19 protein-coding genes are annotated in these 17,000 nt (G+C 63.7%); 12 read left to right on the top strand and 7 right to left on the bottom strand.

From position 1 onward, the window contains the following. Positions 1 to 51 precede the first annotated feature (51 nt). From PCLY_RS12685 to PCLY_RS12675, 4 genes are all read left to right on the top strand, one after another. Entirely contained in the window at positions 52 to 456 is a 405-nt protein-coding gene (locus PCLY_RS12685; RefSeq protein WP_061239886.1) for a MarR family winged helix-turn-helix transcriptional regulator, read from the top strand. Positions 457 to 514: 58 nt separating this feature from the next. Continuing rightward, positions 515 to 1,720 carry an MFS transporter gene (locus tag PCLY_RS12680; RefSeq protein ID WP_061239885.1) on the top strand — a complete coding sequence of 402 codons (1,206 nt, stop codon included), beginning with the start codon at positions 515 to 517 and terminating at the stop codon, positions 1,718 to 1,720. Further along, positions 1,717 to 1,842 (top strand): hypothetical protein, encoded by a 126-nt coding sequence (locus PCLY_RS25315; protein WP_269451537.1) that lies wholly within the window; start codon positions 1,717 to 1,719, stop codon positions 1,840 to 1,842. The genes PCLY_RS12680 and PCLY_RS25315 overlap by 4 nt, the downstream gene beginning before the upstream one ends. A gap of 62 nt (positions 1,843 to 1,904) precedes the next feature. Beyond that, complete coding sequence (locus tag PCLY_RS12675) at positions 1,905 to 2,456, top strand: glutathione peroxidase (protein ID WP_061239883.1); 552 nt, start codon at positions 1,905 to 1,907, stop codon at positions 2,454 to 2,456. A 46-nt stretch (positions 2,457 to 2,502) separates the two neighbouring features. On the opposite strand, the gene PCLY_RS12670 is transcribed toward PCLY_RS12675, so the two are convergent. The 3 genes from PCLY_RS12670 to PCLY_RS12660 all read right to left on the bottom strand — a co-directional run bounded on the left by PCLY_RS12670 (position 2,503) and on the right by PCLY_RS12660 (position 5,549). Further along, positions 2,503 to 3,777 carry an OmpP1/FadL family transporter gene (locus PCLY_RS12670; RefSeq protein WP_061239881.1) on the bottom strand — a complete coding sequence of 425 codons (1,275 nt, stop codon included), beginning with the start codon at positions 3,775 to 3,777 and terminating at the stop codon, positions 2,503 to 2,505. Positions 3,778 to 3,928: 151 nt separating this feature from the next. Further along, a complete protein-coding gene (locus tag PCLY_RS12665) occupies positions 3,929 to 4,408 on the bottom strand; it encodes a hypothetical protein (protein ID WP_061239878.1) in 480 nt (159 codons plus the stop codon). Between the two features lie 286 nt (positions 4,409 to 4,694). Then, positions 4,695 to 5,549 carry a sulfurtransferase gene (locus PCLY_RS12660; protein WP_061239876.1) on the bottom strand — a complete coding sequence of 285 codons (855 nt, stop codon included), beginning with the start codon at positions 5,547 to 5,549 and terminating at the stop codon, positions 4,695 to 4,697. Between the two features lie 355 nt (positions 5,550 to 5,904). On the opposite strand from PCLY_RS12660, the gene gdhA reads away from it, so the two are divergent. Further along, positions 5,905 to 7,242 (top strand): NADP-specific glutamate dehydrogenase, encoded by a 1,338-nt coding sequence (gene gdhA, locus PCLY_RS12655; RefSeq protein WP_061239873.1) that lies wholly within the window; start codon positions 5,905 to 5,907, stop codon positions 7,240 to 7,242. A 128-nt stretch (positions 7,243 to 7,370) separates the two neighbouring features. Continuing rightward, on the top strand, positions 7,371 to 8,051 hold the full coding sequence (locus PCLY_RS12650; protein ID WP_061239871.1) for a spermidine synthase: 681 nt from the start codon (positions 7,371 to 7,373) through the stop codon (positions 8,049 to 8,051). Between the two features lie 41 nt (positions 8,052 to 8,092). On the opposite strand, the gene PCLY_RS12645 is transcribed toward PCLY_RS12650, so the two are convergent. Next, entirely contained in the window at positions 8,093 to 9,154 is a 1,062-nt protein-coding gene (locus PCLY_RS12645; RefSeq protein WP_156458599.1) for an SMP-30/gluconolactonase/LRE family protein, read from the bottom strand. Positions 9,155 to 9,285: 131 nt separating this feature from the next. Between PCLY_RS12645 and rnd the strand changes: the two genes are divergently transcribed. From rnd to PCLY_RS12620, 5 genes are all read left to right on the top strand, one after another. Continuing rightward, positions 9,286 to 10,419 (top strand): ribonuclease D, encoded by a 1,134-nt coding sequence (gene rnd, locus PCLY_RS12640; protein WP_061239865.1) that lies wholly within the window; start codon positions 9,286 to 9,288, stop codon positions 10,417 to 10,419. Beyond that, positions 10,416 to 10,709, top strand: a complete 294-nt coding sequence (locus tag PCLY_RS12635) for a YcgL domain-containing protein (RefSeq protein ID WP_061239862.1) — start codon at positions 10,416 to 10,418, stop codon at positions 10,707 to 10,709. Before rnd ends, PCLY_RS12635 begins: the two co-directional genes overlap by 4 nt. A gap of 3 nt (positions 10,710 to 10,712) precedes the next feature. Further along, complete coding sequence (locus PCLY_RS12630) at positions 10,713 to 11,645, top strand: D-2-hydroxyacid dehydrogenase (RefSeq protein ID WP_061239860.1); 933 nt, start codon at positions 10,713 to 10,715, stop codon at positions 11,643 to 11,645. An 83-nt stretch (positions 11,646 to 11,728) separates the two neighbouring features. Continuing rightward, positions 11,729 to 12,178, top strand: a complete 450-nt coding sequence (locus tag PCLY_RS12625; protein ID WP_061239857.1) for a YcgN family cysteine cluster protein — start codon at positions 11,729 to 11,731, stop codon at positions 12,176 to 12,178. A 101-nt stretch (positions 12,179 to 12,279) separates the two neighbouring features. Next, positions 12,280 to 13,506 (top strand): hypothetical protein, encoded by a 1,227-nt coding sequence (locus tag PCLY_RS12620; RefSeq protein ID WP_061239854.1) that lies wholly within the window; start codon positions 12,280 to 12,282, stop codon positions 13,504 to 13,506. A 32-nt stretch (positions 13,507 to 13,538) separates the two neighbouring features. On the opposite strand, the gene PCLY_RS12615 is transcribed toward PCLY_RS12620, so the two are convergent. Next, positions 13,539 to 14,009, bottom strand: coding sequence for an RNA methyltransferase (locus PCLY_RS12615; protein ID WP_037002491.1), 471 nt, complete (start codon positions 14,007 to 14,009; stop codon positions 13,539 to 13,541). 44 nt (positions 14,010 to 14,053) lie between these two features. After that, entirely contained in the window at positions 14,054 to 14,392 is a 339-nt protein-coding gene (locus PCLY_RS12610; RefSeq protein WP_061239852.1) for a YajD family HNH nuclease, read from the bottom strand. 84 nt (positions 14,393 to 14,476) lie between these two features. Here PCLY_RS12610 and PCLY_RS12605 point away from each other — a divergent pair, with 84 nt between their 5' ends. Continuing rightward, positions 14,477 to 14,791, top strand: coding sequence for a hypothetical protein (locus tag PCLY_RS12605; RefSeq protein WP_061239849.1), 315 nt, complete (start codon positions 14,477 to 14,479; stop codon positions 14,789 to 14,791). 83 nt (positions 14,792 to 14,874) lie between these two features. Here PCLY_RS12605 and PCLY_RS12600 read toward each other — a convergent pair whose 3' ends face one another. Further along, positions 14,875 to 16,905, bottom strand: a complete 2,031-nt coding sequence (locus PCLY_RS12600; RefSeq protein WP_061239843.1) for a S9 family peptidase — start codon at positions 16,903 to 16,905, stop codon at positions 14,875 to 14,877. Positions 16,906 to 17,000 lie beyond the last annotated feature (95 nt).

The following is a 17,000-nucleotide window of genomic DNA, read 5'->3' as shown; positions in this document are numbered from 1 at the left end:
GTGCGCAACTGTATGAGTATGAATCGCTAGTGCGGGTATATACCTGCATTCATGTTGCCGACCTCCTGTCTTTGTACTCAACTGCGCCGCGCCAGTCGCGGCGTTACCCGTCTCTACGATGACGCCCTTGCACCCGTCGGGCTTGGTGGTGCGCAGTTTTCCCTGTTGCGTCACGTACACCGGCTCGGGCAGCCGAGCATTTCGCTGCTGGCCGAGGCCATGGGGCTGGATCGCAGTACGCTGGGCCGTAATGTGCGGGTGCTGGAGGAACAGGGGTTGGTGCAACTGGGAGAGGGGCGCGACTTGCGCGCTCGTGAGGTACGGCTCACAGAAGCCGGCCTGCAACGCATCGCCCAGGCATTGCCGCTATGGGAGCAGGCGCAGCGCGAGGTAACCGCACAACTAGGCGAGGGTCGCCGTGCCGAGTTGATGAAGTTGCTCGAACAATTGGCCTGATGGCCTACACATTTTTACTGCCTTAACGGCTGCCAACGGCCGTTCGCTGGAGAGACCGATGACCACTGCATGGCGTTCAACCACCTGGCTGTTGCTCGGCGCATCGCTGATCCTGGCGCTGTCGCTTGGCACGCGCCATGGCTTCGGCCTGTTCCTGCCGCCAATGAGTGCGGAGTTTGGCTGGGGTCGTGAGGTGTTCGCCTTCGCCATCGCCCTGCAGAACCTGATCTGGGGTATCGCGCAACCGATCACCGGGGCGCTGGCCGACCGCTTTGGCGCACGCAAGGCCATTGTCACGGGTGGCGTGCTGTATGTGCTGGGGCTCTTTTGCATGGGCATGTCGGACTCGCCGTTGTCGTTGTCGCTGAGTGCCGGCCTGTTGATCGGTATCGGTTTGTCCGGCACCTCGTTCTCGGTGATTCTGGGTGTGGTCGGTCGCGCCGTGCCGCCGGAGAAGCGCAGCATGGCCATGGGCGTCGCCGCGGCCGCAGGCTCGTTCGGCCAGTTCGCCATGTTGCCGGGCACCCTTGGGCTGATCGGCTGGCTCGGTTGGTCGGCAGCACTGCTGGCCCTGGGGCTGCTGGTGGCGTTGATGATTCCGCTGGCGGCGATGATCAAGGAAACGCCGCCCCCAGTGAGCAATGGTCCGCAGCAAACGCTGGGCGAGGCGCTGCGCGAGGCCACCAGCCATTCGGGTTTCTGGCTGCTGGCGCTGGGCTTCTTCGTCTGTGGCTTCCAGGTGGTCTTCGTCGCTGTGCACCTGCCGGCCTATCTGGTCGATCACCATTTGCCGGCGCTGACAGGTACCACCGTGCTGGCGCTGGTGGGGCTGTTCAACATCTTCGGTACTTACTTCGCCGGCTGGCTCGGTGGACGCATGCCCAAGCCGCGTCTGCTCAGCATCCTGTATCTGCTGCGCGGTGTGGTGATCACGCTGTTCCTGGTGGCACCGCTGACGCAGTGGAGCGCCTATCTGTTCGGCATTGCCATGGGCCTGTTGTGGCTATCCACAGTGCCGCTGACCAACGGCACCGTGGCGACTCTGTTCGGTGTGCGCAACCTGTCGATGCTCGGCGGTATCGTGTTCCTGTTCCACCAGCTCGGTTCTTTCCTCGGCGGCTGGCTGGGCGGGTATCTCTACGACACCACCGGCAGCTACGACCTGGTCTGGCAGATTTCCATCGGCCTGAGCCTGATGGCCGCCGCGCTCAACTGGCCGGTGCGTGAAGTGCCGGTAGCGCGGTTGCAGGGCGCGCCGGCATGAGCCGCAAGGTGCTGACGCTCAGTGCCCTGGCGCTGGGTTTCGGCGTGCTGCTGGCGCTGGCCTGGTGGGGCTGGCGTCAGGGTGGGCTGGCGCTGCTGCAACTGGGGGTCGGCATCTGCTAGTTGCCTGAGGCTGGGCCTGCGAGTAGCGTGGTGAGATCGCGTTATCGCCTGAGGTCACTGCCATGTCTCTTCACCGTCTTGCCTGCTCCCTGTTGCTGTTCAGCCTGGCACTGCCGGTGCTGGCCGCCGAGTGCCCGGCCATGCTCCAGGGCGAGCTGCCCAAACTGCGCAGCAAGGACAGCAGCGTCGACCTCTGCCAGTACGCCGGCAAGCCGCTGGTGGTGGTCAATACGGCCAGCTTCTGCGGTTTCACGCCGCAATTCAAAGGGCTCGAAGCGCTGTACCAGCGATACAAGGATCAGGGCCTGGAAGTGCTGGGCGTGCCATCCGATGATTTTCGCCAGGAGTCCGCTGACAGCAAGGAAACGGCCGCTGTCTGCTACGTCAACTACGGCGTGACCTTCACCATGACCGAGCCGCAGCCGGTCTCGGGTGCCAATGCCATTGCGTTGTTCAAGGGCCTTGCCGAGCAGAGCCGGCCACCGCGCTGGAACTTCTTCAAGTACGTGGTCGACCGCCAGGGCAAGGTGGTGGCCAGTTTCTCCAGCCTGACCAAGCCGGACGATCCGGAGCTGATCGCCGCGGTGGAGCAGGCTATCGCTTCGCAGCCCTGATCGAGCAGAGGCGTGCGGCCGTCCGTGGCCGCTTGGGCTAGGTCGATCAGAAGCGGTAGCTGAGCGAGGCGCCGAGGCCGTGTGCGCTGTTCTTGTAGCGTGCGCGGTAGGTGCCACGGGTATCGCTGGCGTGGTTCACGTCCACCGACTCCTCCTGCAGGTAGGAGTAGGCAACGTCGATGGTCATGTCCTGGGTCGGGCTCCAGCCAGCGCCGACGCTGAAGATGGTGCGGTCACCGGAGGGCACGCGCGGAGAGCGGTCGACGTTGTTGGTCGGCGACTGATCGACGGCGATACCGGTACGCAGCGTCCATTGCGGGTTGACCTTGTAGGACAGGCCGACCGCATGCGCCCAGGTGTCGTGCCAGTTCTGTTCTTCGACGATGGTGGAGAGGTTGGCTGGCAGCGTCGCTGAGTCGTTCTCCACGCGGATTTCCTTGAAGCGGCTCCAGCGGGTCCAGGTGCTACCGACATGCAGCGTCAGCGCATCGGTCAGGTCGTGGGTGATCGACATGTCCACCGACTCTGGCGTGGTCAGGTCCAGATTGGCGTCATACTTGCCGGCCACGCCAGCCAGAGCGCCACTACCGGAAACACGGGTATCGCCTTCCAGCTCGTATTTCACCCGCGAATGGTAGGTCACGCCTGCGCGAGTGTTGGGGGTGAACTCATAGAGCATGCCGACGTTGAAACCGACAGCGGTATCGTCACCCTTGACCCTCACCTGGCCATCGTTGCTGCCAGGGCTCAGCGGGTTGAGTACCGAGGAGCTGAGTTCGCCTTCGATATGGTTGAAGGTGGGGCCGAAACCGACCGACAGCTTGTCATTGAAGCGGTAGCTCAGGGTCGGCTGGATGGTGATTACGCGCACGTAGCTCTTGTTGGCGTGATAGCGCCCCTGGAAGTTGCTCTCGTAGTCGGTCATCAGGCCGAAAGGAACGTAGATACCCAGACCGAAGGCGACCTTGTCGTCCAGCGGTTTGACGTAATAGCCCATGGGCACGCCTGTGGTCGGCACCATGTCGCCATCGTTGCTACCCGATAGTGCCAGGGCGCCGACATTGGCACTGGCGTGGCTGATGTCGGTCTTGGCATGAATGACGGCAGCACCCGCATAGATTTCATCACGCTTGAGGCGGGCCATGCCGGCCGGGTTGCCGAACACGGTGCTGGCATCGTCGGCGGACGATGAGCGCCCGGCGAACGAAGTACCCATACCCGAAATGCTCTGCTCGTTGATGGCGAAGCCGCTGGCGAAACCATGGCTCGAGGTGGCGGTGATGGCGACGGCAAGACCGGTCTTGAGAAGACGTTTGCTCACGGGGGAAGCTCCTGTGGTGAGGCGGGGGGCGCACGCTACAGTTTTTCCTGACCCCTGCCAAGGCAGTTAAGTTCCAGAAAAAACAGCGTATTGTCGGACAATGAGTCTGGTTATGTGCGTATCTTTCAGGCGTCATTTTCTGACGATTCGGTCAGGCAACCTGGCTGGCGGTTTCGATGCAGCGCTGCCAGGCGTCGAGAAAATCGTGTTGGCGTGCCTGCGGTTGAAAAACCTTGCACCATATTTGGCCCATGGCCAGCAGATCGTCGGCCGCTGGCAGCTCCAGGTTCTCGCGCTCGATCAACAGCCAGGCTATGGCCGTGGCGTAGCGCAGGTTGACCGTCAGTTCCAGGTGCGGGGCTTCGAGAAAGGCATGCTGGCTGGCCAGGCCGCGCACGCGGCTGGCAAGTTCCGGGTCCAAGGCCAGGTGCCGGTCCCAGAGTATTTGGTGGCGCTGCTCGCTGATGCGATACAGGCCATGGCCCTGTGGTGTGTCCAGTGCACTGCCCAGTGCTGACTGGCAGGCCGCCGCGCCCAGGAGCAGTGCTTCGGCCGTGGCGCTATGACGTTCGAGATAGAGCAGGGTAGGGCGGATCACATGTTGGCTGAGATCGCAGGCGGCAATTCCCATGGCATCCTCGCGGAGGGTGCCGGTGGATGCCGGGCGCGTAGCAGCTGTTGCAGACCGATGAAAAACTAGCTCGGCTTTGGCTTCCTGTGTCCATGTAGCCGTGCGCTGGCAATCCTTGGCCAACGGCTTTCAACGGTCTGGATTCTTCGATAAAGGCTCCACCGGGAGCGGGGTTAGCCGCTCATTTTCAAGTCTAGTGCGATATTTCAATCGTAAAGGGCTGTTTTTAAATTGATTCCGGATTTGAGTTATTGCCCATATTTCGATTGGTGCTTAGAGCCACCGGTCAATCACCGGTGGCAGTTGGACGTGAGGGGTCGGTGATCCATTCGCTCCAGGAGCCGGCATAGAGCGGCGCCAGCGGATAGCCGGCAAGGCTCATGGCGAACAGATTGTGGCAGGCGGTGACGCCGGAGCCGCAGTAGGCCACCAGGTTTTCCAGCGGCCGCTCACCGCGCAGTGTGTCGAAGCGCTGGCGTAGCGCTTGTGCTGACAGGAAGCGGCCGTTGGCCCCCAGGTTGTCGGTGAACACGGCGCACTGGGCACCGGGAATGTGTCCGGCGACCGGGTCGAGTGGTTCGACCTCGCCGCGAAAGCGGGGCAGAGCCCGCGCATCGAGCAAGGTCATGGCCGGGTTGCCCAGGCGCTGGGCCAGTTGTTCGGTCGTCAGCACCAGGCTGCTGTCGGGTTGGGCAGCAAAGTCACCGGGTGGGTTGCTCGGTGGGGTGGTGGTCAGTTCCTGGCCGGATTCACGCCAGGCTTTCAGGCCACCATCGAGCAGGTACAGGCCATCGCGCTTGCCCAGCCAGATCAGCAGCCACCAGGCGCGAGCTGCGAAGGCGCCGGGACCGTCGTCATACAGCACCACCTGGCTGTCTGCGCGCAGACCACAGCTGCGCAGGCGTTCGATCAGTGCGCTCGGGTCCGGTAACGGGTGGCGACCGGTCACGCCTTTGACCGCCGGAGCGGACAGGTCCTGGTCCAGGTCGAGAAAGTGCGCGCCCGGGATATGCCCATCGAGGTAGCTGCGGCGTCCATACGGCGGGTCTTCGAGGGCGAAGCGGCAGTCCAGTACCAGCAGGTCGTTCTGGCCTAGACGTTGTTGAAGTTGTTCCGTGCTGATCAGTTGAGCGAGTGGCATGGTGCCTCCTGTGTCGTAGCAAGGTTTGCTCGCATCATAGCGCCTTGTCAGCCGAGTGATCTTTCGCGAGGGAGGCGCTTCGTCACGGCGGGATCGAAGCCTCGCTTGGCCAAGCGCGAGCCTTGCCGTACTCCCTTCTGCTGAGCGCCAGACATCGGTCCGATAAATAAAGGTGCGTTTATGGTTCATTTTGGTGCTAATTTGTGGCGTTGCGATGCGTCTATAAAGGGCTTTATCAGGTGATTTTGGATTAATGCACTGAAAAGTTTCATCAAGGCGACATTTTGATCTGTTTTGGTGCTTTGCTGCCTGATAGAGTGCCGGCCACTTTGTTTTTGTGGTGTCGAGGTGCCGCATGTCGTTGTCCGTCGATTCTTTCCTGTCACGCCTGAAGCAGCGCGACCCCGACCAGCCCGAGTTCCACCAGGCGGTGGAAGAGGTGGTACGCAGCCTGTGGCCCTTCCTTGAAGCCAACCCGCGTTACCGCGATGCCGGCATTCTCGAGCGTATGGTCGAGCCGGAGCGGGCCATTCTGTTTCGCGTGCCTTGGGTCGATGATCATGGTCAGGTGCAGGTCAACCGCGGCTACCGCATTCAGATGAGCAGTGCCATCGGCCCGTACAAGGGCGGTCTGCGTTTCCACCCTTCGGTGAACCTGGGTGTGCTCAAGTTTCTCGCCTTCGAACAGGTGTTCAAGAACTCCCTGACTTCGCTGCCCATGGGCGGCGGTAAAGGGGGGGCGGACTTCGATCCCAAGGGCAAGAGCGAAGGCGAGGTGATGCGCTTCTGCCAGTCGTTCATGAGCGAGCTGTATCGTCATATCGGTGCTGATCTGGACGTGCCGGCCGGTGACATTGGCGTCGGCGGCCGTGAGATCGGCTACCTGTTCGGCCAGTACAAGCGGCTGTCCAACCAGTTCACCTCGGTACTGACCGGCAAAGGGCTGAGCTACGGCGGCAGCCTGATTCGCCCGGAGGCCACTGGTTACGGCTGCGTGTACTTCGCCCAGGAAATGCTCAAGTGCGTCGGCCAGGGCTTCGAGGACAAGCGCGTGGCGATCTCCGGTTCCGGCAACGTTGCTCAGTTCGCTGCGCAGAAGGTCATGGATCTGGGTGGCCGGGTCATCTCGCTGTCCGATTCCGAGGGCACGCTGTATGCCGAGGGCGGCCTGAGCGCTGAGCAATGGCATTATCTGATGGACCTGAAGAACGTGCGTCGCGGCCGCCTGCGCGAGATGGCCGAGCACTATGGTCTGCAGTTCCTGGCGGGGCAGCGGCCCTGGGGCCTGCGGTGCGATATCGCGCTGCCGTGCGCGACGCAGAACGAGCTGGACGGCGAGGATGCCCGTGCGCTGCTGAAGAGCGGCTGCATCTGTGTGGCCGAGGGCGCCAATATGCCCTCGACCCTGGAGGCGGTGGACCTGTTCGTCGAAGCCGGCATCTGCTACGCGCCGGGCAAGGCCTCCAACGCCGGTGGCGTGGCCACCAGCGGTCTGGAAATGAGCCAGAACGCCATGCGCCTGCACTGGAGCGCCGGTGAAGTGGATGAACGCCTGCATGGCATCATGCAGAACATCCACCATGCCTGTGTCCACCATGGTGAGGAGAATGGCCGCATCAACTACGTCAAGGGCGCCAACATCGCCGGCTTCGTCAAGGTCGCCGATGCCATGCTGGCGCAAGGCGTGGTCTGAGCCTATCGCAGTAGACTCGGGGCCCCGCGTGTGAACGCGGGGCCTCGTCGTTTCTGGCGGGGCTGTGTTGCGTGCGTGATTCAGGCATGCTGCCCGCCCCGTCGCTCGCTACATAGGTCTTGGTCTGCATGAAACGTTTCGTCTTGCTCGACACCGCTGCAATCCCTGGTACGGATGGCGCGCTCAATCTGTTCGAGTACGGTGACGACTTCGTCATCAAGATTGCTGGCGGTGATGGCGGGCAACTGATGAACACGCGCATGCACGGCTCGGAAGATGCCCTGGCCGCGATTCCCTGCAAGCAGATCGCGAGTCGGCCACAGGTGCGGGTATTGATCGGCGGCCTGGGCATGGGGTTTACCCTGGCGTCAGCGCTGCAGCACCTGGGTGCTGATGCCGAGGTTGCGGTGGCCGAGCTGGTGCCAGGCGTGGTCGAGTGGAACCGTGGCCCACTGGGTGCGAAGTCGGGCCATCCCCTGAGCGACCCGCGCACGCTGATCATTCAGGAGGACGTTGCCAAGGTGCTGCAGGCGGCCGAGCAGCGCTATGACGCGATCATGCTGGATGTCGACAACGGCCCCGAAGGCCTGACGCAGAAGGGTAATGACTGGCTGTACAGCATGGACGGCCTGCGCCAGTGCGCCAAAGCGCTAAGGCCCAAGGGGATGTTGGCGGTGTGGTCGTCGAGCGCCGACCGCGCCTTTTCCGAGAAAGTACGCAAGGCCGGTTTCAAGGGGGAGGCGGTGCAGGTCTATGCCCACGGCAATCGGGGCACGCGGCACACCATCTGGATCGCCCAGAAGGTCTGAGCCGGCGGCCCAGGCCAGAATGACCCGGGCCGCTTGCTGGCTCAGTGAATCTGCAGTTTGCCGATTCGATCGTTATCCAGGCTGCCGAAATACAGGTAGTCGCCCACCGGCTTGACCGAGGTGATCATGCGCAGGTGCGTGCCGCTGGTGTCATGCAGGCTGCGGACGATCTCGCCTTGCTCGTTGAGGGCGATGGCGAAGCCATAGGGGATCGCCTTCGGCCACAGGGCGCGCGGCAGCTTGGCCAGTTGCGACTTGAGCCAGGGGTGGCGGTGGAGGAAATCGGCATCGGCCTTGCGAGGGCTCGGCAGGGCGACCCAGAAGGTGCCCTTGCGGTCGCCTTGCAGGTTGTCCGGCAGGCCGGGCAGGTTGTCGATGAAAATGTCGTGCTGGCCGGCCTTGTCGCCCTTGAGCCAGTAACGGGTGATGCGATAGCGATAGGTCTCGTTGACCAGTACGAAGTCCTCGTTCGCCGACAGCGCCACGCCGTTGGCGAAGTACAGGTCATTGAGCAAAACGTGGGTCTCGCCGCTTGCCGGATCGTAGCTGAGCAGGCGCCCGTGAGGGCGAGCCTCGAGCAGGTCGAGCAGGTAGTCCGGCTGTTCGAAGCGCGAGGAGGCGTCGCTGAAGTAGATGGTGCCGTCGCTGGCGATGTCCAGATCATCGGTGAAGGCGAAGCGCAGGCCATCAGCCTCGGTGGTCAGTACCTTGATGGTGCCCTGCGGGTCGATGCTGAGCAGGCCCTTGTAGGCATCGGCGACGATCAGGTTGCCACTGGCGTCGAAGTCCATGCCCAGTGGGCGGCCGCCGGTATCGGCGAAGGTTTCCAGGCTGTCGTCGTGCAGCACGCGCACGATGCGCCCGTCATGCAGGCCGGCATAGACCCGGCCCTGGCTGTCGACTGCAGTGTCTTCCGGGCCATGGACCTGGCCGCGGGCCAGCAGCTCGGCCTTCATCAGCGTGTCGTTGGGCTCCAGCACGCCCGTCAGCGCCGGGGCGGGGGCGGCGTCCCAGGGCAGTGGATCGATCGGGCTGGGGCTCAGGGCCAGATAACTGGCCGCTGCGGCCAGCAGCATGACGAGCAGGGCAAGCAGTTTCTTCAGCATTGTTGTTCTTCCGTGTCGGAGGTGGCGCGCGGCACAGATTACACAGTTCCGCTGATCGGCGGCAGGCTGCCGCCCCGTGCGATGGCCTGGGCATATATACTGCGCGGCATTCAAGACGGGAGAGCCGCGTGGCTAACGACATTCACTGGATTCTCGACGACGCCAGCCTGGCCGAGCATTGCGCTGCCTGGCAGGCGCTGCCCTTCGTCGCGCTGGACACCGAGTTCATGCGCGTCGACACCTTCTATCCCATCGCCGGGTTGTTGCAGGTCAGCGGCGGCGACGGCGCCTACCTGATCGACCCGCTGCGCATCAGCGACTGGCGGCCGTTCGCCGCATTGCTCGAAGCGCCGGGCGTGGTCAAGGTGCTGCATTCGTGCAGTGAAGACCTGGAGGTCTTCCTGCGCCTGACTGGCAGCCTGCCGGCGCCGCTGTTCGATACGCAACTGGCCGCGGGTTACCTCAATCTCGGTTTCTCCATGGGCTATTCGCGCCTGGTGCAGGCGCTGCTCGACATCGAACTGCCCAAGGGCGAGACCCGCTCCGATTGGTTGCAGCGGCCGTTGTCCGACCTGCAGGTGCGCTATGCCGCCGAGGACGTCCTGCACCTGGTCGAGGTGTATCGCGCCCTGACCGCGCGCCTGGCGCCACAGAAGGTCGAATGGATCCAGCAGGACGGTGCCGAACTGGTGGCCAATCTGAACCGTGAAGTCGCCCCTGAAGATGCCTGGCGCGAGGCCAAGCTGGCATGGAAGCTGTCGCGTCAGCAGCAGGCCGTGCTGCGCGCGCTGTGCGCCTGGCGCGAGCGTGAGGCGCGGGCGCGCAACCAGCCACGCAATCGCGTGCTGCGCGAACATTCGCTGTGGCCGCTGGCGCGCACCCAGCCCGATAACCTGGTGGCATTGGCGCGTATCGAGGACATGCACCCGAAAACCGTGCGTCAGGACGGTGAAACGCTGCTGGAGCTGATTCGCGAGGCGGCCGCATTGCCGCCCGAACAGTGGCCCGAAGCCCTGCCCGAGCCGTTGCCGGTCGAAGCCTCGGCGTTGCTGAAGAAACTGCGCGCCGTCGGCCAGCGCGAGGGCGAGCGCCTGGATATCGTGCCCGAGCTGATGTTGCGCAAGAAGACCCTGGAAGCCTTGCTGAAAACCGGCTTCCCCAATGGTCCGTACCAATTGCCTGAATCCCTGCGCGGCTGGCGCCGGGAGCTGATGGGCCAGGCTCTGTTGGATTGTCTGGCCGCCGAAGGAGAATCCGCGTGAAACGCATCTGTTCCATCTACAAGAGTCCGCGCAAGAACGAGATGTACCTCTACGTGCTCAAGGCCGAAGCCCTGGCGCGCGTACCCGAAGGGCTGCTCAGCGTCTTCGGTCCGCCTGCGCATGCCTTCGATCTGGTGCTCAGTCCCGAACGTCAGCTGGCCCGCGAGGACATCGCCCAGGTGCTGGAGAACCTCGAGAAGCAGGGTTATCACCTGCAGATGCCGCCGCCCGAGGAGGAGTACATCGAGCACCTGCCCGACGAACTGCTGCGCCGTAACGATCCGGTGTGACCGATGCGCCTGCTGATCGCCGAACATGACCACGCGCGCTACTCCGAGCGTATCCGTAGCGCCTGTCCCGAACTGCAAGTGGTGGTCGGTGCGCAGCTCGAACAGCTGCGTGCGCTAGCCGGCGACTGCGAGCTGTGGCTGGGCCAGCCCGATCTGCTTGCGCCCTTGCTGCGCGAAGGAGTGCGCCCGCAGTGGTTGCAATCGACCTGGGCCGGTATCACGCCGTTGCTGGCGGCAGACCTGCCGCGCGATTACCGCCTGACCCGCGCGGTTGGCATCTTCGGACAGGTGATGGCCGAATACGTGCTGGCTCACCTGCTGGCCCATGAGCGCCGCCTGTTCGCCCGTCTGGCGGCTCAGGTCGAGCAGCATTGGGATCACAGCCAGCCGCGCAGCCTGCGCGGGCGCCGCGTGCTGGTGGTCGGTTGCGGCGATATCGGCCAGGCCGTGGCCGATTTTCTCCAGCCCTTTGGCGTGGAGCTGCGCGGCATTGCCAGTCAGGCTCGTGAGCAGGCGCCTTTTGTCGAGGTTGCGGCCATGGATCAGCTGCCGCATCTGGTCGCCTGGGCCGATTACGTGGTCAACCTGCTGCCGGATACGCCGGCCACGCGCGATCTGTACGATGCCCGGCTGTTCGCCCGCTTGCGCCCGCAGGCCGTGCTGATCAATGCTGGTCGCGGCGTTGCCGTGGTCGACGCCGACCTGGTGGCCGCGCTGGAGCAGAACCAGCTGGCCGCCGCCGTCATCGACGTGTGCCGTGAAGAGCCTCTGCCGCCTGGGCATGCATTCTGGACGGCGCCCCGGTTGTTGCTCACCGGTCACAGCTCGGCGCCCACCGACCCGCTGCTGATGAGCGAGCTGTTCATCGAAAACCTGGCGCGCTGGCAAGCTGGCGCGCCGTTACGCGGCGAGGTGGATTTCGCCCGCGGTTACTGATGGCGTCGGGCCAGCGCAACTTGGCCCGGTGTGCTGCCCACGCTAGACTGCTGCGCTTTGCGCCCGAGCCCCATACTGCTGCCATGGCTGCCGACCTCCAACCCTTCTGGAAACGCAAGACGCTTGCCCAGCTCGATCAGCGCGAGTGGGAGTCGCTGTGCGACGGCTGCGGTCTGTGCTGCCTGCAGAAACTCGAAGACGAAGACGACGGCGCGGTCTACTACACGCGCATCGCCTGCAAGCTGCTGGACCTGCAAACCTGCCGTTGCAGCGACTACCCCAACCGGGTCAAGCATGTGCCCGACTGCATTCAGCTCACACCAGCGCAGGCCGATCAGTTCCAGTGGTTGCCGCCGACCTGCGGCTATCGTCTGGTCAGCGAGGGCAAGGACCTGCCGCACTGGCATCACCTGGTCTGCGGCGACCCGGATGCGGTGCATGCCGAGCGTATTTCCCAATCAGGACGTATGCTCAGTGAGAACAGCGTCGCCGAAGACGACTGGGAAGATCATCTGATTTTCCGCGCGGGTTGATTACCGCGCGGCTTCGTGGCAAATCTGCTGCCTGTCCATGGAATTTGCCCGGTGGCGCAGCTGTCATATGCCGCCACGTTCCGCATCAGGAGTTTCGCTCGATGTCCCTTCGCTTGCCGTTGTACTCGTCATTGCTGCTTCTGAGTCTGCCGGCCTTCGCCGCCACGCATAAGGTCGATCTGGATTACCGCATACGCTTCTTGCCGGAGAGCAACCAGGCTGAGGTCAGCATCACCCTGGAGGAGGGCGAGCGCGTGCGCAGCCTCGACTTCAACCTCGGTGAGGATGGCCGTTTCAGCGACTTCAAGGCTGACGGCCAGTGGTCGCAGGAGCAGGCCGGGCGCGGCAAGTGGCAGCCGGGTGATGGCAAGAGCGTGCTGAGCTACCGTGTGCTGATCGACCACCAGCGCAAGCCGGGGCGCTACGATGCCAGGATGACCCAGGACTGGGCGCTGTTTCGTGGTGACGACCTGGTGCCTGCGGCCAAGCTCGATCAGAAGGACAAGACCGATCTGGTGGCACGCCTGCAGTTCGATCTGCCCAAGGGCTGGAAGAGCGTGGAGACCGGCTGGCCGCGCATCGGCAAGAATCGTTTCCGTATCGACAACCCGGAGCGCAAGTTCGACCGCCCGACCGGCTGGATGCTCGCCGGCAAGCTCGGCACTCGTCGCACGCGCCTGGGGGACACCGAAGTCGCCATCTCCGCGCCGATTGGCGAGGGCGTGCGGCGCATGGACATCATGACCTTCCTGACCTTCGTCTGGCCGCAGATTCAGCAGGTGTTCCCGCGCGATCCGGACAAGCTGCTGATCGTTGGCGCTGGCGACCCGATGTGGCGCGGCGGCCTGTCGGCGGCCAATTCCTACTTCATGCATGCCGACCGCCCGCTGGTCAGCGAAAACGGCACCAGTTCTCTGGTGCACGAACTGGTGCACGTGTTCGGCCGCATCTATGGCCGTGAGCGCAGCGACTGGATCGCCGAAGGCCTGGCCGAGTACTACGCCATCGAGCTGGTGCGCCGTGCCGGCGGCATCAGCGAGGATCGCTATCAGAAGATCCGCGAACAGCTGATTCGCTGGAGCAAGCCGGTCAACAGCCTGCGCACCGACAACGCCAGTGGCCCGGTGACGGCGCGTGCCGTGCTGCTGTTGCAGGAGCTGGATCGGGAGATCCGGCAGAAGACCAAGGACAAGGGCAACCTGTCGCTCGATGACGTCACCCGTGGGCTGATGCGCCTGGACAAGGTCAGCACCAAGGACTTCATCGACATCACCGAGAACGTCATCGGTGGCCCGTCGAAGACGCTGGATACGCGTTTGCTGCGCTGAGCGTCACCGCTCTGGCCCCTGTCTGGTTCGAGTCAGAACAAGGGGCCGGAGCGGGTGTTGTTGCCCTTGGCCAGGCGGTCGTAGAGCACCACATTGACCGTGGCAGCCAGGTTCATGCAGCCCTGTGTGGGGATGTACACCACTTCAGCGCCACACCAGTCGAGAATCTCCTGCTGCAGGGAGCCGTCCTCCGGGCCGAAGATGTACAGCGCCCGGTCGGGGTGGGTATAGGCGGGCAGGGCGCGGGCATCATCGACCAGCTCAACCGCGACCGGCGTGCAGCCCAGCGGCAGGATCTTGCGCAGATCGTCGATGTTGATCAGCGGGATATCCTGGTGAACCTTCTTGGTGTCGGTGATGAAATCCTTGGCGCGGTCGTAGCGGGTTCCGGTGTAGAACACCGAACTGACGCCATAGCAGCCTGCCGCGCGCATGATGGAGCCGACATTTTCCGGCGACTTCGGATTGAACAGGCCGATGCAGGCGTATCTCTTGTTGGCCACGGTGGTACTCGCAAAAGCGCCGATTATACGGTGCTCACTGCCTGCTAGTCCTTTTTCAGCAGGCTGGCCAGATCGCCAAAGGCCTTGTAGGTCGATTTGGCAGACTGCGGGCTGGCAGTGGAGCCTTCGGCGAAGTACTGCTGATCGGTGTAGCGCGAATGTTCGTTGTCGTGACAGAACAGGCACAGCAGTTCCCAGTTGGAACCATCGGCCGGGTTGTTGTGGTGGTTGTGGTCGCGGTGATGCACGGTCAGTTCGCTCAGGCGCTTGCCAGAGAACTCGCGGGCGCAGCGGCCACAGACGTGGGGGTACATTTTCAGTGCTTTCTGCCGGTAGCCTTCTTCGGCCTGGGCGGACAGGTAGTAACGGTTGTTGGTGCTCATGGCAGAACCTGTTATCGAGAGGTGAACGCTTGGCTGGATATGTTGCCAGAATAGAACGAAAGCCAGCTGCACAGGAGAACTGTCATGCGCTTCCCACTGTTCGCCGTGATGATTCTGGCCTCCGGCCTTGGCGGCCTGGCCTGGGCTCAGGAACCGCCGCGCATGCCGTCTGCCCCTGGCGCGGGTGCGCCGGGCACTGCGACCCCACAGCCTTACAGTCAGCCTTCCACGCCCAATACGATCAAGCGCCAGGGATCGGCGCCCCTCTTGCCGCCGCCCCAGGGGCAGACGCTCCCCGGGACTGCACCAAAATCCACTGGCGATCAGCCGATTCCGCAACTCGATGAGCAGCTGCGCCGTAACAGCCAGGGGCTGGACGGGCAGCGCAAGGCTGACTGATCGACTGTAGGAGCGGCTTCAGCCGCGATTCCCCAAGCATCGCGGCTAAAGCGGAATGCCGCCCAACCGCTCCTACGGATACGTTATGCGAGCACGCGCAAGATGAACGCGTACTCCAGCGCCACATCCTTGATGCCCTGATAACGCCCACTCATGCCACCGTGGCCGGCGCCGAGGTCGGTCTTGAGTAGCAGCAGGTTGTCGTCGCTCCTGTCGCGGCGCAACTTGGCCACCCACTTCGCCGCTTCCCAATACTGCACCCGACTGTCGTTGTAACCGGCGACAGCAAGGATCGCCGGATAGGCCTGGGCGCGCACGTTTTCGTAAGGCGCATAGGCCTTGATGCGCTCGAATACCTCGGGCTGATTCGGGTCGCCCCATTCGTCGTACTCGGTCACGGTCAGCGGCAGGTCGGGGTTGAGCATGGTGTTGAGGACGTCGACGAAAGGCACCTCGGCGATGGCTGCTGCGAACAGCTCGGGGCGTTGATTGAGTACGGCGCCGATCAGCAGGCCACCGGCACTGCCGCCGCTGATCGCCAGTTGCGAGGCGGTGGTCAGGCCCTCGGCGATCAGGCACTCGGCGCAGGCGATGAAATCGTCGAAGGTGTTCTGTTTGTGCTCCAGCTTGCCGGCACGGTACCAGGCTTCACCCATCTCACCGCCGCCACGTACGTGGGCAATGGCGAAGACGAAACCGCGTTCCAGCAGGCTCAGGCGGGCATGGGAAAACCAGGGGTCGAGGCTCTCGCCGTAGGCGCCATAACCATAGAGATAGAGCGGCGCCGGCTTGCCAGCGGCGAATACCTCGCGGCGCGCCACCAGGCTGATCGGTACCTGCGTCCCGTCGGCAGCGCTGGCCCAGAGGCGGCGGCTCTCGTAGGCATCGGCATCGAACGGGCCTTCCACCGGCGTCTGCTTGAGAACCTGCTGCGTGCCCGTGGCCAGTTCCAGCTGGCGCACTTGCGCGGGACGGTTCAGCGCTTCGTAGCGCAGGCGGATCACCGGGCTGTGGAATTCCAGGCTGTCCTGCACGTAGAGGCTGTAGGCCGCATCCGGCAGTTGCACGCGGTAGGGCGCCAGGCCCTGCGGCTGCACTTCGAGGATCGGCTGGCCGCCTTCACGCAGGGCAAGGGTGAGGGCGTGCTGGTTCAGCGTGGCGCCTTCGAGCATCACTTGCGGGTCGTGAGCACGAATCTGCTGCCAGTGTGGGCGTTGCGCCTGTTGCTCGGCGGCGCGGTACAGCGCGAAGTTGATGCCGCTCTGGTTGCTGCGGATCAGCCAGCACCACTGACCGTCGAGCATGCCGTGATCGACATCGTACTCATGGCCTTCCTCACGCGTTGCCAGGCAGCTGAATTCGCCCTGCGGCTGCTGCGCGTCGAGTACCCAGACCTCGCTGGTGGTCTTGCTGCCCAGTTGCAGGATCAGCTGGCGCTCGGAGCTGGAACGGTAGCAGTGCAGGAAGAAACGGCCATCGGCCTCTTCGAACACGACCTCGGCAGCGGCGTCGCCCAGGCGGTGGCGATGGAGTTTGTAGGGGCGATGGGTTTCATCCAGTTCGGTGAAGAACAGCGTTTGGCTGTCGTTTGCCCAGGTCATGCTGCCGTCGCAGTCGTCGAACGGCAGTTCGCTGATCTCACCGCTGTCCAGTTCCTTGACGAACAGGCGGTAGATTTCGTCGCCACTGCTATCGAGGCTGTAGGCCAGACGCTGCTGGTCGGGACTGATGCTGAAGGCGCCGACGGAAAGAAAACCACCGCCGGCCAGTGCGTTGGGGTCGAGCAGCAGCACTTCGCTGGCCGCATCGACCGCCAGCGAACCATCGGCCGGGCGCCGGCAGCGATAATGGCGCGGGTATTCGTCGCCAGCCGTGGTGCGCTGGTAGTAGAGGTAATCCCCCCAGGGCGTGGGCAGCGACAGGTCGGTCTCGCGAATGCGCCCCTTGATCTCCTCGAACAACTGCTCGCGTAGCGCCTGCTGCGGTTGCAGCACGCCCTCCAGGTAGGCGTTCTCTGCCTGCAGATGGGCCAGGACCTCATCGCTATCGCGGTTTTCCAGCCAGTGATAGGGATCGTTGCCGGCTTCCTGGCGGGCGATGGGGGCAGAGGGCATGGCGTGGCTCCAGAGAACGAGAGGGCGACGGCAGGGGCGCCGCATCGGGCAAAAGCCGCTATCATAAGCGCCCCTTTGCCAGACCTGCCACGCCG

Origin of the sequence: Ectopseudomonas composti, from assembly GCF_001567565.1 — a bacterium.
Classification (GTDB): domain Bacteria; phylum Pseudomonadota; class Gammaproteobacteria; order Pseudomonadales; family Pseudomonadaceae; genus Aquipseudomonas; species Aquipseudomonas composti_A.
Note: the sequence above shows the minus strand (reverse complement) of the source record. Positions and strands in the feature narration are given on the sequence as shown.